The following is a 14,540-nucleotide window of genomic DNA, read 5'->3' as shown; positions in this document are numbered from 1 at the left end:
TTTTGCTCGATTGGGCAGAAGGCAATTCTAGAGAGCAACCCTAAACGGCTGCTTTCTTCGACTCGATCAATTCGAGCAAGGCCTTTTGCGGATCGGCGAATTTGGCGATCCCTTCTTCCATCAAGGTCTTCTCCAGGTGCTGGTAGTCGACCTTGCTTTCGAATTCTTCGAGCACTTCTGTCGGCGGCATCTGATCGATCTCGCGATCGAAGGACTGGCCGCTCTCTTGAACCTGTTGGTTCGTCTTGGGCGGGTTGGTTTCGATACCGTCTCCGGCGAAGGCCGCGACATACTTCCACGCTGGGTCCGAAGGGAGCTTCGTGCCAGTCGACGCGAAGATCAGCTCTTGCTGCAGTTTCAGGTTCTTATCGGCCCAGAACTCTGCGTTGTCTTTCCAGATGTTTTTTGCGTTAACAATACCGAGCTGCCCCTGAGCGGCGTCGCTGAGGTCAGGCAAATGTTTCTCGGAATAAACATCGACGCGGGAGACAAAGATAGAGTAGACACTTTTGAAAGCGTCGGTCGATTCGCGTCGCTGAGCACCGCGCCAGACAGCTTCGCGAGCTGCATGATATTGCCGCATGGTGAAGCAAAGTGTCACGTTCAGCGTGATACCAGCGGCACAAAGTTCTTCCAACGCATCGATGCCCGCAGGCGTCGCAGGGACCTTGATCATGCGGTTCTTGTGGCCCACGCCCCACTTCTTGCCCAGCTCGATGTACTGCTTAACGCGTTCATCGTGCGGCATGTTGCCGTCAGGGTCTTCCAGCAGCGGATCCAGCTCGAAACTGACGTAGCCGTCGTTTCCTTCGGTTCGTTCCCATACTGGCAGAAAGACGTCTTGCGCCTTTTGAACGAGTCGATCGGTGATCGTCCAGGCAATCTCGTGGGCTTCTTTACCTTGTGCGGTCAGCTCTTCGATCCAAGTGTCGAACTGTCCCGACTTTAGGAGGTCCGAGACGATGACGGGGTTGGAAGTCGCCCCGGAAACACCCAACTTGAAATTGGAATCGACTAACTGGGGATCGATGGAATCGAGCCAAACTTTCGTGCCGGCCTGAATGAGTGTCTCAAGTGGCGTCGTCATTACCGAGGGCTCCTTCTTTGGAAACAGGTTCTTAATTGGACGAAGTTGCCGTATTCTACCTTACCGCGAGTGGTGCGGATCTTCTTTTTCTGCGGTGCGAAGGTCCTGGAAAGCGTCATGGTTTACAATTGGCGAATGTGCGCAGCCTGGGATAGATGCGCCTGCCATAGACTCAACTTGAAGAAAACTGTAGCTTTAATCGCTTACAAACGCAAAAATTAGCGAAGTTTTGATCGTTTTGCGTAGAAAGCAGCAAGTAGCGGAAATTCTGTGAGGTAGCGGTAATCAGAGCCGAGTTCTCATAGCCGCGACCATTGGCAGAGCCGGTGGCGTTGGATCTTGGTCTGAGCGTCCGATTTACCTCGATCCAAGTTGCTCAAGGATTCTCAAAGAGCGGATTTTGATGCAGATGCGTCGACCTACATTCTTCGAGCGTTACGCCCTGTTCATATTGATGGCGATTTTCTTCCTCGTGCCCTTTGCGCTGCGCGGGGCTCGCTTGTCTTTGGAGCAGATGAGGAACGACGTCAAAGACTGGCTTCCCAGCGACTTTGCGGAAACCTCGGAACTCGATTGGTTTCGCGATCACTTCCTGGGCGAGCAGTTTGTACTGATCAGTTGGGATGGCTGCTCGGCCGATGACCAACGACTCGATTATCTCTCGCGGCTGTTGGTACCGCCGCCGCTGACCGAGGAAGAGAAGGACAGCGTTCCTAACGATCATCGCCTGCCAGACTTCATTGGCGACGAGTTAGGACTCTATTACCCTGGCGACCAGCATCAAAGTTGGGCCGGGCAAAACGAGAAATGGTTCCTCGGCAACGATGCGACCTGGTACTACCTTCTGGAAAATGGCGAAATCTACAAGTGGAATGGCCAAAGCACGGTGATTGGTGCCGTGGGTCGTGCCGGCGAGCGAATCTTCACCGGGGGAAACACGGCTGAAGGGGACTACGTCAAGAAAGTCCATGAAGAGTACTACAAGAAACCGAAGCTGCTTCAAGCACGACTCTTCAAATCGGTCACGACGGGCCCCGATGTTCTGGCCCAGTTGTCTGCCCCCGGCGGCACCCTGGTGCGGGACGATGACCCTAGCGACCAAGAGTTGAAAGCGGCCCGCGAGAAGGCCCTGAAGCGATTGACCGGCACGCTCTTTGGTCCCGATGGCAAGCAGACCTGCTTAATTGTCACGCTAACCGATGCTGGTAAGGTCGACTTGCGTCGCACAATGGGGCATGGCGTGCTCGGCCGACAAGAAGGGCAACTGTTGCAGCTTGCCGAACAAGCCGGCGTTGACCCAGACGAGCTTCGCCTGGGCGGCCCACCGGTCGATAACGTTTCGATCGATGAAGAAGGCGAACGCACGTTAGCCCGCCTGGTCAGCTTCAGCGTGATCATCGGACTGGGGCTTTCGTATCTGTGTTTGCGGAGCATCAAGCTAACGATCATGGTGTTCTTCGTCGGCGGTATTAGCGCCGTGACGAGCCTATCGCTGATTTACTGGACCGCTGGCCGTTTCATTTGGTGGCTCGACCCGACCACCGACGCCGTGATTATGTCGATGCCAGCCGTCGTGTACGTGCTGGGTTTATCGGGCGCAATCCATATTGTGAACTACTACCGCGATGTGGTGAACGAAACGGGCACGCTCCGCAATGCGCCCGAGTTGACGATCTCTCACGGTTGGTATCCCTGCACAATCGCCGCAGTGACCACGGCCGTGGGGCTCGGTTCGCTGGCGACCAGCAGCATTACGCCGATCCATAAGTTCGGGATATTCTCGGCGATGGGCGTTCTGGCAACGCTGATTCTCTTGTTCACCTACTTGCCGGCGGCGCTGCAGATGTGGCCCCCCAATGCCGTGAAGAAGAAGGGCGATTCCAAGCCGATCGAATCTTCTCCGACCGGGATATGGATTCGTGGCATCGGCGATCGAATCGGCGATTTCGTGATCGCCAACAATATTAAGGTTGCCCTGGGCTGCCTGGCCATGTTCCTCTTCTTCGCGTTCGGGCTGCAATACCTGAAGACATCCGTTCAACTTCTGAAGATGTTTGACAATGAGTCCCGCATCATTCAGGACTATGCCTGGTTAGAAGATAACCTCGGCAAGCTGGTTCCCATGGAACTGGTCATCCGTGTTGAACCCGAGATGCTGTACTACGATCAAGCAGACCCGGAAGCACCAGAAAAGGCGCTCAATCCGCTGGCATTGGCTACCGAGAACAAGGTCGATCCGAAGTTCCAGTACAAATTTCTGGAACGCATGGAGATGGCCCAGCGCGTGGCGAGCGTCGTCGAAGAGTACCTGGGACCTGAGGGGGCCAAGGTAGTGGGCCCACCGATGTCGGCCCTGACGTTTGCTCCGGAACTGCCTGATGCCGGCAGCAGCACGGCTTCGTTATCGGAGCGTTATGCCTATAGCAAACAACTGGAAGCTTCCTTCAAAGAGTTCGTGAAGTCCGATTACTTGCGCGTCGACAAGAAGAACGGCGCTGAGTTGTGGCGTGTGAGCCTGCGACTGGGTGCTTTAGAGAACATCGACTACGGTGATTTTGTTAACGATTTAAAGCAGGTCACCGAGCCGATCTTGGACGCCTATCAGGCCCGTGATCAGATTTTGGCACAGATCGACAAAGACCGAGACGGCCGCGGCTACGTCAACGCCAAGGTTGCTTTGCTGGGCGTGAACTACGCGTCGGCGAACGAAGCGGTTAGCGAAGACAAGTCCGCCGAGCTTGGTCGCTATGGCCACCTCGATGCGACGAAAGTGTTCTCGGAAACGCTTCGCGATTTGCTCGTCAACGCCCGGATCAAGCTCGTCGATCATGACCCCGGCACGCACACTCAGGATCGCTTAGATTACATCTTGGCCGACAAGACACACTCGGATTACATCGTGCTGATCGAGCCCAACCCGATGTACGACATGGCGGCGATTGCCGAGAACGCCAACATTCAAGGGACCTTCGACGTCACTGCCCATGAATACAGTGGGGAAGAGACTCCCCGGATGTACAGTGGCGATCGTCGGCCGGTGTCGCTTGTCTACACGGGCGTGGTGCCGGTCGTCTACAAGGCCGCACGTACGCTGTTGAGCAACCTGATCGAAAGCACGATCTGGGCGTTTGCCCTGATTGCTTTGGTGATGATGATGGTGCTTAAAAGCTTCCGAGCAGGGCTCATCTCGATGCTGCCGAATGTCTTTCCGATCTGTATCGTGTTCGGCTTTATGTCGTGGACCGGCATCGAAGTCGATATCGGCACGATGATGACCGCCAGCGTGGCGATGGGTGTGGCCGTCGACGATACGGTCCACTTCCTGACCTGGTTCCGCTGGGGATTGGACGAAGGGTATACGCGTGCCCGGGCCATTAAAGAGGCCTACAGCCGCTGTGCGATGGCCATGTTCCAGACAACCATCATTGGCGGTCTGGGGCTTGCCGTGTTCGCATTTAGCACTTTCACGCCGACGCAGCGTTTTGGTTACCTGATGGTCACGCTGCTGGCGGTCGCCCTGGTCGGTGACCTGATCTTCCTGCCGGCCCTGCTCGCTGGCCCTCTGGGACGTGTCTTCCGGCCCGATCGTAAGGCGCGGAACAAGCGAAAGGACGACGAGAACGCCACGGAAGAGCCTGCCGAGGAGACCTCCAGCGATGGAGATACCCCCACCGCAGTCGCTGAGGAATCAGACGAACCGCGTGTCTACCCGGTACACGGTCGGAGTCGGCCTGCATAACGGTTGCACTGCTGATTCACTTGACAAAGGTGTCAAGTTTGCCTCTCGCGTCAAGTTGGCCTATATTTAGGTAAGCAGAGGCTGCCGATGTTGCCAGAATTTACCGACCAAGGCCTACTCCCTCCTGGCGACTATGAGATGTCCCTGGACGAGTTGCGTCGATCGATTCTGGTGAAACAATCCAGTATTCGCGCCCCCACATGGGACGAGCATTGGCGACTTCAATTGGTTCAGAATCTTTCGGTTCTCTGTCATCAGCTTTGGCGTGTTGGAATCGATCAAATATTCGTCGATGGTTCGTTTGCGGAAGAGAAAGATCACCCAAACGATATTGATGGATACTTCGTGTGCGATGCCCACCAGTTCATCAGCGGGAAGCTGGAACGAGAATTGAACTTGTTGGATCCCCATAAGATATGGACCTGGGACCCGGCATCGCGTCGTCCCTATCGGGGGTATCCCAAACGCCAACTTCCAATGTGGCATCAATATCGTGTCGAGCTCTATGCCCACTTTGGACAGCCTTCGGGAATTGAAGATGAATTTGGCCATCCACTTGAGTTTCCGGCCGCATTTCGGCGAACCCGATTCGGAAATCACCCCAAGGGAATCCTGAAAATTGGAGGTGCAAAATGATTCGTAACGAGGCCGAGTATCAAGAGGCGGTGCAGCGTATTGAGCAGGAAGCCGAACGCATCGAAGCCCAACGCCAAGCACTAGAGAGCATGGATCTGACGCAAGAGGAGGTGGAACGGGCAATGGGACCGATTCGATCCTTTCACGAACAATTCAAGGAGGAAGTGACCAGCTACGAGCGGCTGAAGCGAGGGGAATTCGAAGAGGTTGAAAACTTCTACGGCGTGGGCCGTCTCTTAATCGCTCTACGGATTGCCCAGGGGATTTCGCAACGAGATCTGGCAAAGCGTCTAGGAGTGCACGAATCGCAAGTATCTCGGGACGAACGCAACGAATACCACGGTGCGACCTTGGAAAGGGCCAATCGTATTCTCGATGCTTTAGGAGTGGATCTTCGCACCCAAGTCGTTCGCTTGGAACGCAGCCAAGGTCAAAGTGAATCGGTTACTGCCTGAGCATAAGCAGCTTGCGGAAAGTCAGTGCCGGTCGACCGGTTCTCAATTCTTCCTATAATGGATCGTTTCGCGGCCTCGCTTCCGCATGGATATGCGAGGCCTGATCCTGTTGTTTGGGCCCGGCTCTTAGGACCGCTACGTTGCAGATTATTCACTTTCCCCACCCTACGCTGCGTTATAAATCGAAGCCTGTCAAACGCGTCGACGCGGAGCTTCGCGGCATGATTGCCGGGATGTTCGATCTGATGTACGAGGCCCGGGGAATTGGCCTGGCCGCCAATCAGGTTGGTATCCCGCTGCGGTTTTTCGTCATGAACCTGGCCGGCGAAAAGGGAGAAGGCGAAGAACTGGTCTTCATCAATCCGGCCATCAACCGGGGTACCGGATCGGACGAAGCCGAAGAAGGTTGCCTCAGCTTGCCCGGCGTGTATGGCCCCGTGATGCGTCCGGCAGAGATCATGTTTAGCGCGTACATGCCCAACGGCGAAAAATTTGAGCAGAAGGTCGACGGGATGTTCGCCCGCTGTGTGCAGCACGAGACCGACCACCTCGACGGTGTGATGTTCACCGATCGCATGGACGAAGACGCGTTGTACGATATTCAGCCGCAGGTCGACCAATTCGAGTTAACCTTCGAACGCCTGCGGGGCGAAGGCAAGCTGCCCACCGACGAAGCGATCAAGAAGTTTCAGGATGAACTCGAACAAAAGTATGCGTAGTTAGTTTTCAGGGTGACGTGTTCAGTTTTCAGCTTGAAGGAGACAGGGTTCTAAACATCACATGACTTTCGCATGCGTCAGTCGCGAGGCCTCTTCTGGCTGAACACTGAAAACTGAACACTGAAAACTATCCATCGGACTCTCTATGAAAATCGTCATGATGGGGACTGGGCCGTTTGCTGTTCCCACGTTCGAGGCCCTTGTTGCCAGCGAGCATGAAGTCGCTTGCCTCTTTTCGCAGCCGGTGCGGTCGGTGCATCGACGGAAGTCTTCCATTCCCACGCCCATGCGTGATGTAGCCAATGCGCATGGGATTGCCATTCATGACCCCGCGAGCGTGAACACCGAAGAAGCGAAAGATCTGCTTACCGATCTTCGGCCAGATCTGTTGGTGGTGTGCGACTACGGACAAATCTTGAAGGACTACATCCTGGCCACGGCGACCTACGGTGGCATTAACCTGCACGGCTCGATCTTGCCGAAGTATCGCGGCGCGGCACCGGTCAACTGGGCGATTCTCAGTGGGGACGAGGAAACAGGCATCACAGTCATTCACATGACACCGAAGCTCGACGGGGGACCTTGTTTAAAGGTCGTGCGAACCCCGATCGGTCCGACGGAAACAACCGTCGAGCTAGAACCACGCCTTGCAGATTTGGGCGTACCGGCCGTGCTCGAGTCGATTGAGATGTTGCAGAACCATGGCCCCGACGGCACCCCTGGCCAGGTTCAAGACCAGTCGTCTGCTACCAAGGCACCACGACTGGCCAAATCGGATGCGGACATCGATTGGAACGACTCCGCCGAGTTGATTTACAACAAATTTCGGGCGTTTCAGCCTTGGCCCGGCTGCTTCACCCACCTGCAGCAGCATGAAAAGCCGCCGCTGCGGATTATCCTCAAAGAGATCCGCCTCTTGCGAGAGCCACCCCTGCCGGGTGTTTCGCCCGGGTCGGTCTCGGTGGTGGCGGAAGATCGCCTGTATTTTGCGGCAAAGGATGGTCAAATTATCATCGATACCATTCAACCCGCAGGCAAGAAACCGATGCAGGTAGCCGACTTCGTGCATGGTCACCATCCGAAGGTAGGTGATCGCTTGCTATCGGAATCGAAGCTTTCGACCGCAGAATAACCCGTTTCTGGCCTGTTTTACCCAGTTTGCCGCGGAAATCCCTCTCGCCCCCAACTGGGGTCGTTGTTTAAGATACACCGTTGGTTTTCTGCACGGACGCGGGATTATATGCTGTGAGTCGCTGGGACATCGTTCTATTTGCCGTCGCTTCCTACATCGCCATCATGGGATTGGTGCGGTTGATGAGGGTGCGTCGTATTCGCTTGGAACGGCAGTTCCAGGAGGAATTCCGTCGCCTGCGCGAGATAGCCCTCAAGCAGCAGGCCGAAGATGAACGCAAGGCCCATGAACTCGCCGAACAAAAGCAGTTTGAAGAATTTATCAAGCAGAAACACAAAGAAGCCGCTTAGTCTTGGAACGTAATTGAGGGGGAACCCCTGCTGACTAGTCCAGCAGTCTAAGATGGGGACCCACGAGATCCACTGCCAGACCATCCCGCAGTGGCAACTGCCACGCTAAGCCATCTGCCCAACCAGCCATACGAAGATCCGTCCGCATGGAAAAACGTCTATTTATTGAAACCGTCGGTTGTCAGATGAACATGCTCGATAGCGAGCTCGTCGTGGCCTCGCTGCGCAAGCAGGGCTACGTGCTGACCACCAAGCCGGAAGAAGCCGATACCCTGCTCTTCAATACGTGCAGTGTTCGTGCCCAGTCAGAAAACAAGACTTACAGTCACCTCGGCGTGCTGCGCGACTTGAAAGAGAAGAACCCCGAGAAGGTCATCGGAGTGATGGGCTGCATGGCCCAGAACCATCAGCACAAGATCTTCACCCGCGCACCCTACGTCGATTTGATTGTCGGGCCGGGGCAACTGCATCAAATTCCTTCGATGATCGACAAGATCAACTCAGGCGAAGGGAAGCAGATTGAAGTCAGCCTGGGCCGCAAAGACGGTACCCGCGATCAAATCACTCGCAGCCACGAAAGCTTCGACCCGCTGCGCGATCCTGAGATGCGTCCAACGCCGTTTCAGGCCTACGTGCGAATTCAAATTGGCTGCGACAAGTTCTGCACGTACTGCATCGTGCCGAGTGTCCGAGGTCCCGAGCAAGGCCGTACGCCGGAAGACATCCTCCGCGAGTGCCGTCACCTGGCCGAGCATGGCACGGCTGAAATCACGTTGGTAGGCCAAACGGTCAACAGCTATAAGGCCACCGACGCCAGCGGCAAGCTCTGGCGTCTGGCCGATCTGCTGACCGAACTGCAAGAGATCGAAGGGCTCGAACGCATTAAGTTCGTCACCAATTACCCGAAAGACATGACCCGCGAACTGCTCGAATCGGTTCGCGATTTGAGCAAGGTCTCGCCGTACCTGCACGTGCCGCTGCAAAGTGGTTCCGACGAAATCCTCAAGCGGATGAAGCGTGGATACACGGTGGCCGACTATCGCGACATGATGGCGCGGATTCGCGAGATCGTGCCCGGCTACGCGGTAAGTAGCGACTTTATTGTCGGCTTCTGCGGCGAGACGGAAGAGGACTTCCAGAAGACGGTCGAACTGGTCGAAGAGTGCCGCTTCAAAAACAGCTTCATCTTTAAGTACAGCGAACGCGAAGGTACCCGCGGCGCGGAAATGTTCATCGACGACATTCCTCGTCACGTCAAACAGCAGCGAAACAACGACCTGCTGGCGGTCCAAAACCGCATCAGCCTGGAAGACAACCAAAAACTGATTGGCGACACGGTTCAGGTCCTCGTCGAAGGCCCCAGCAAGACGGCTATCAAGCATGCCCAGGCCGAGCAGAATCCGCATGCAACGCAGTTGATCGGGCGAACGCACTGCGACCGGATCGTTGTCTTTGATGGCAACCCGCGTCAGATCGGCAAGATCATGCCGGTGGTGGTCTACGATTGCCACGCGCATACTCTCTTCGGCGAAGTCGTCACACAAGAATGTGGTCCGGAACTTTTCGCGCTCGGTTAGCGTCTGACCCTTGGGTGCCCTCGGAAACGTCGTCGCGTGCATGCCAAATGGAAACAGAGAAAGAGACGAACCGCGGGTTTCGCAGCGCACAAGCGCGTGCTGTGACAGATCGCAGGGGCTTGTCTCTTTTTTCTAGGTAACGTCGCTTCCCATGGATCATGGTCATTTGTTCTGGTTGCTTGGGTTGCTACCATGATGGTTCAGCTTCGAAGTCACAATCCGCAGGAGCCACCGACCATGAGCCGACCGAAGATTCTCGCTTTCGCTGGAAGTACCCGACGCGATTCTTTCAACAAGAGGCTGATTAAGATCGCCGTGAAGGGGGCCCAAGATGCCGGTGCCGAAGTCACCCTGCTGGATTTAGCCGACTTTCCGATGCCGTTGTACAACGCGGACTTGGAAGCAGAGCAAGGGATTCCGGAAAACGGGAAGGCCTTGAAAGAGTTATTCCTGGCGCATCAGGGGTTGTTGCTTTCGTGTCCCGAATACAACAGTTCGATTACTCCTCTTATGAAGAATACGATCGACTGGGTATCGCGACCGATGGAAGGCGAAGGCCCGCTGGCAGCCTACAGCGGTAAGGTCTGCTCACTGATGAGTGCTTCGCCGGGGGCTTTAGGGGGACTTCGTGGTTTGGTTCATGTGAGAGCCATCCTGCAAAATATTGGTGTGATCGTGCTGCCCAAGCAAATGGCTATTTCAGGGGCCAGTAATGCGTTTGCTGAGAATGGCTCCCTGAACGATTCCAAGCAGCAAGAAACGATTGAAGGTTTGGGGAAATCGTTGTGTGGATTTTTAGAGAAGTTGCAATAAGCAAGGTTGCCAAGCGGAATCGTTTTCCGGTTATCGATCGCACGCTTTGATTGGCGTATCTCTTCTCTTCGTGACTCATCTCATATATAGAGCCTGGTAGTCGAACCAGAGCATCGCCATGGTTGAACATCCCGAGTATCTCGAATTCGTAATATCGGGAGATCCTACGGAAGACGCGTGGGTTAAGCTGATGCACGAAATCGTCGAAAGCATCCAGAAGACGGGCAAATCTCGAGTCTTCATCGATGCTTCTGGCTTGACCAATCGGGTCGATTCGATGGTCCGCTACCGAATGGGAATCCGCACCGGCGAGACATTCGGCGTCCGTGTTCGCATTGCCGCTTTGCGTCCTGATTGGGATGAAGACAATTTTTGGGAAACCGTCGCGAGCAATCGCGGGGCGATTGCGAAATCGGACGTCGATCGGGCGAGCCTGCTCGATTGGCTTCTTAGCGAACAATAAGGGCTCACCGTCTGGATTGCATTTTGCCATGTCCCAATTTGAACATCCCTACGTGGAACACTCAGAGCACCTCGAGTTTATTGTTCCCGGTTCAGCAATCGACGAAGCGTTTTTCAACGACCTGCTGCAAGCGATGGTTGAGGCTACCGAGAAAACGGGGAAACGAAGAGTTTTCGTCGATCGAAGTCAAAGCGATCAATCGATTCCAACGGATGCGATGGTCGTCTATCGCTTGGCGATCCGAGTCGGTGAAGCGTTCGGGGCCTCGGTTCGCATCGCGGCGTTCTCTCCTTGGGCTGAAAACGACTCGTTTTGGGAGAATGTCGCGACCAATCGAGGAGCGATCGTCAAAGCAAGCAACGACCGCGAGAGCTTGCTGAGCTGGTTATTGAGTGACGACTAATTCATGCGAAGCGATTTCCAGGCTTGTTTTTAAAGAATCCGCAAGCATAAATAGAGTTGGCAGTGCACGTTCCGCTTAAATCTTTTGAGAGATCATGACCCAGCTTCGCATCGAACTGATCGAGCACCCCGATTATCTTGAGTTTGTCTGCTCAGGGGACCATGTCCCTGAGGATTGGGAAGATTTAATCAAGCAGGCTCACGTTGCATGCCAACGTACCGGGAAGACGCGTGTTCTGATCGAGGGCATGTCGCTGGATTCCACCTTAGACAATATGACCCGTTACCGCGTTGGTTTGCTTGTAGGAGAGTTGTTCGGGCCGGAATACAGGATCGCCGCTCTAATGCCCCAAGAGCATATCAACTATTTCTGGGAGACGGTCGCGCACAACCGCGGCTCGAAGGTAAAAACGGCGAGTGACTATGCCATGCTGATGGACTGGCTGAACGAAGAAGACTAGCCTGGCCTGGCCTACCACTTCGGAATATGGAGCTTGCGGTTCATCAGTACGGCCCAGATGGTCATGCCAACCAAAATGATGCCAGCCGACATGATAATCGTCAGGTCCATATACAGGGTCAAACCTAACAGCCCGGCAAATACGACAAGATAAGACATAGGATGCTTCCACTCAAAAAACGACGAGACTTTGTTGGAAGCTTTCGTCGCAGATGCCCCTTTCGCAAGGAAACCGTAGGGGCCAATTACGAACTATCTAAGCTGCATGGCCGGTGCGATCGGCAGAATCGTTAGAGTCGGGTCGGCGCATAAAAAATGGCTATCGAACCCATAGGCCGATAGCCTTCAATATGCTTAGACGATGGGAAAGCCCCGCGTAGCTCAGCGGTAAGTCTCTCGCTTGGTCAGCAACTATCTGCACACAGAATTAAAACGGTGCAGGCTTCTCCCCTTCTGCAGTCGGCTTCTTAGCCTTGGCAGGCTCGCCACTCGGAGCATTGACCAGAACCTTCAGCGATTCCAGGCAACTGACCATGTCTTCCTGGCTGATTTCTTCCCAGTTGGCACTGCGGTGGCGAATGATGGCCAGCTTGAAAGCCTCGAAAGCGTCCAGTACGTCGTCTGGCATCGAGCCAATTTCGGCAAATGGTTTCACCAACGAAGGCGCTTCGGTCGCATCACCGACTTCCCCTTCGGCCAGCCCGCCAGATTCTCGTGCGTGCGAGTCTTGATCTTCCTCGCCGAAATCGGGACCTTCGTGCAGAGGGCCGTCCATTTCGCCAATGGAACCATGGACTTCACCATCGTTGCCTTGGGCTGGTTGGTAATCCTCGTCTACCTCAGAAGCGACAATGTCGTCGTCCGGGCGATCTGATTCGAGCTTGCCCATCGTTTCCCAACGCTGGTTTCGCATCGAGGCGACCGACCATTTATTCTCGGCAGCACCCTCAAGCCACATCTCGGCATCATTCCACTCGATGGCGGCCTGGAAGTGACTCCAGAAAAGACCTTCGTAGGTGGGATAGTTATCACCGAAACGCTCAAACACGCGGCGCAATCGCCCGACATGCTGTCCGGTGACACCGCCCACGCGGCGAGCCCAGGCATCGTCGGCAAACTCGGCGGTGGGTGCCCCTGCTTCCTGCAGAGACGTTCGCCACTGATAAATGATCTTTCCTTTGTCCCAGTTGGTCGTGCTGATCAACTTGGTCCACTGACCCAAGTAAGGAGCCGAAGCTTCTTCTAACTTGGACAGCAACTCTTCGCTGAGGGGAAACTCGGACGCGGCACTTTCAACAGCGGTTTCAGTAGCAGTATCCTCGGCATCGACCGAAGGTTGGGTGGTATCGGTTGCGGCGAGATCGACAGTTGGTTCTTCCATGCGGACTTGGCTTCCTATCCTTTCGAGACGTGATCCAAATGGGCCCGGCACGCCCACAATTCTTCTCGCGGAGCGGGGCCAACTTCTAAGAGGCACGAATTCTACGCACTCACCTGGGTGGCATTCCACCAGATAAGACCTCGCCAAATTAAAATTCTGCTAGCAGGCGGCACCAACAAGCGATCAGGCAACGACTTAGGTCTTCACAAAATCTCCACATCTGTCGCTCTGAGATGGGGATAACTTGTCAGACATATGTCGAACCTACGCCCCGAAAACAAAAGCGGCCCCCAGGCCCATTTACCCAGCGTAAAACGGTGCCGAACATGCGGTTTTCGCGGGGAAATCGTTGTGCAACCATCACGTTGACAATGCCGCCGTAAGAACGCTAGAAGCACGTCCGTAGGTCCTCACGCGAACGCGGGCCGGACGCCTGGTACCCGGTTCCGCGCGAATCCCCAAAAATTTTCATTTGAGCACTATACATATGCTACACCAGGCTGATATATCTAAATCATGCCCAGGGGACGCTTCCCCGGCACCGTGCCTATTTTCTTTTTAGGCATACGAAATCCGTACCCAGTTCGCTGCTAGATAAGCAGCAAACCGTAGGGCCCCGCGTGTCGCGGGTCGGACGCCTGGTACCCGCTTCGCGACCCGCGACACGCGGGCCCTACTTAAACTAAACCCAACACCACTAAAGAGCACCGTTATGTCCCATCACCACGAAAAACCTGAAAAACACGAGCCGGGCGCCTCCGCGCACGGTTCGCAGGTTGCCGTGATCGATGGCAACCGACTCCTCTGCCCCTGCTGCGGCGAAGTCCTGGCACTACTGGCCGACGAGCCTCCCGAGGAGCCACCCTTCGAGAACCCCATGCATCGGGCCGAGTACGGCAACGATCCCTTGGGCCGCCCGCAAGGGGCAACCTTGAGCGCGATCATTCGAAGACAAGAAGCCCAGGAAGCCGGCGAGTTTCGAGCACCGGAACCGCCCGAAGAACCCCCGCAAGTAACCGAGGAAGAACACTTCACGCGAGTAATGGACGAAGCAGGTCCCAGCTACCGGGCAGACCCCTTGGTAGTACCCATCGATCCCGAGATCGAAGCGTACGAATTCCCCGAGGAAGATCCGCCCACAATCGAGAAGCCCAAGAAGTGCCAACCTCCTAAGCTTCCACCACTGGAGCCTAGACCAAAACGCGAGCGCCAGCTTCACCATCGTTACCGCGAGCGGGAAATCCGTCGAAGCAAACAACCAATCCAAGAGCCGTTGTCCTACCAAGAGAAACGGTTCTTTGCGTGGACCTACTACCGCATGAAAGC

General features: G+C 55.2%; 15 protein-coding genes. 12 read left to right on the top strand and 3 right to left on the bottom strand.

What is annotated here, in order from left to right; translation table 11 throughout:
- Positions 1-40 precede the first annotated feature (40 nt).
- Entirely contained in the window at positions 41-1,087 is a 1,047-nt protein-coding gene (locus tag HOV93_RS25210) for a transaldolase family protein (RefSeq protein WP_207399327.1), read from the bottom strand.
- Between the two features lie 403 nt (positions 1,088-1,490).
- Here HOV93_RS25210 and HOV93_RS26085 point away from each other — a divergent pair, with 403 nt between their 5' ends.
- From HOV93_RS26085 to HOV93_RS25155, 11 genes are all read left to right on the top strand, one after another.
- Positions 1,491-4,826 carry an efflux RND transporter permease subunit gene (locus HOV93_RS26085; RefSeq protein WP_235991068.1) on the top strand — a complete coding sequence of 1,112 codons (3,336 nt, stop codon included), beginning with the start codon at positions 1,491-1,493 and terminating at the stop codon, positions 4,824-4,826.
- A gap of 87 nt (positions 4,827-4,913) precedes the next feature.
- Positions 4,914-5,462, top strand: coding sequence for a DUF6932 family protein (locus HOV93_RS25200; protein WP_207399326.1), 549 nt, complete (start codon positions 4,914-4,916; stop codon positions 5,460-5,462).
- Positions 5,459-5,917 (top strand): helix-turn-helix domain-containing protein, encoded by a 459-nt coding sequence (locus HOV93_RS25195; RefSeq protein ID WP_207399325.1) that lies wholly within the window; start codon positions 5,459-5,461, stop codon positions 5,915-5,917. Before HOV93_RS25200 ends, HOV93_RS25195 begins: the two co-directional genes overlap by 4 nt.
- A gap of 140 nt (positions 5,918-6,057) precedes the next feature.
- Positions 6,058-6,636, top strand: coding sequence for a peptide deformylase (def, locus tag HOV93_RS25190; protein ID WP_207399324.1), 579 nt, complete (start codon positions 6,058-6,060; stop codon positions 6,634-6,636).
- Positions 6,637-6,781: 145 nt separating this feature from the next.
- The gene (fmt, locus tag HOV93_RS25185; protein ID WP_207399323.1) at positions 6,782-7,768 is read left to right on the top strand and encodes a methionyl-tRNA formyltransferase; all 987 of its coding nucleotides are present in this window, start codon (positions 6,782-6,784) and stop codon (positions 7,766-7,768) included.
- A 113-nt stretch (positions 7,769-7,881) separates the two neighbouring features.
- Complete coding sequence (locus HOV93_RS25180; protein WP_207399322.1) at positions 7,882-8,118, top strand: hypothetical protein; 237 nt, start codon at positions 7,882-7,884, stop codon at positions 8,116-8,118.
- A 146-nt stretch (positions 8,119-8,264) separates the two neighbouring features.
- Complete coding sequence (gene miaB, locus HOV93_RS25175) at positions 8,265-9,695, top strand: tRNA (N6-isopentenyl adenosine(37)-C2)-methylthiotransferase MiaB (RefSeq protein ID WP_207399321.1); 1,431 nt, start codon at positions 8,265-8,267, stop codon at positions 9,693-9,695.
- A 237-nt stretch (positions 9,696-9,932) separates the two neighbouring features.
- On the top strand, positions 9,933-10,508 hold the full coding sequence (locus HOV93_RS25170; RefSeq protein WP_207399320.1) for an NADPH-dependent FMN reductase: 576 nt from the start codon (positions 9,933-9,935) through the stop codon (positions 10,506-10,508).
- Positions 10,509-10,626: 118 nt separating this feature from the next.
- A complete protein-coding gene (locus tag HOV93_RS25165) occupies positions 10,627-10,971 on the top strand; it encodes a hypothetical protein (RefSeq protein ID WP_207399319.1) in 345 nt (114 codons plus the stop codon).
- A 28-nt stretch (positions 10,972-10,999) separates the two neighbouring features.
- Positions 11,000-11,374, top strand: a complete 375-nt coding sequence (locus HOV93_RS25160; RefSeq protein ID WP_207399318.1) for a hypothetical protein — start codon at positions 11,000-11,002, stop codon at positions 11,372-11,374.
- Positions 11,375-11,468: 94 nt separating this feature from the next.
- Entirely contained in the window at positions 11,469-11,834 is a 366-nt protein-coding gene (locus HOV93_RS25155) for a hypothetical protein (RefSeq protein ID WP_207399317.1), read from the top strand.
- Between the two features lie 11 nt (positions 11,835-11,845).
- Here the strand turns inward: HOV93_RS25155 and HOV93_RS25150 are convergent, their stop codons facing one another.
- Both HOV93_RS25150 and HOV93_RS25145 read right to left on the bottom strand, forming a co-directional pair.
- Complete coding sequence (locus tag HOV93_RS25150; protein WP_207399316.1) at positions 11,846-11,992, bottom strand: hypothetical protein; 147 nt, start codon at positions 11,990-11,992, stop codon at positions 11,846-11,848.
- 268 nt (positions 11,993-12,260) lie between these two features.
- Entirely contained in the window at positions 12,261-13,214 is a 954-nt protein-coding gene (locus HOV93_RS25145; RefSeq protein WP_207399315.1) for a hypothetical protein, read from the bottom strand.
- A gap of 712 nt (positions 13,215-13,926) precedes the next feature.
- On the opposite strand from HOV93_RS25145, the gene HOV93_RS25140 reads away from it, so the two are divergent.
- Positions 13,927-14,540 (top strand): hypothetical protein (locus HOV93_RS25140; RefSeq protein ID WP_207399314.1); only part of this gene is annotated, 614 nt, incomplete at its 3' end.

It is taken from the genome of Bremerella alba, assembly GCF_013618625.1.
GTDB classification, from domain to species: domain Bacteria; phylum Planctomycetota; class Planctomycetia; order Pirellulales; family Pirellulaceae; genus Bremerella; species Bremerella alba.
Note: the sequence above shows the minus strand (reverse complement) of the source record. Positions and strands in the feature narration are given on the sequence as shown.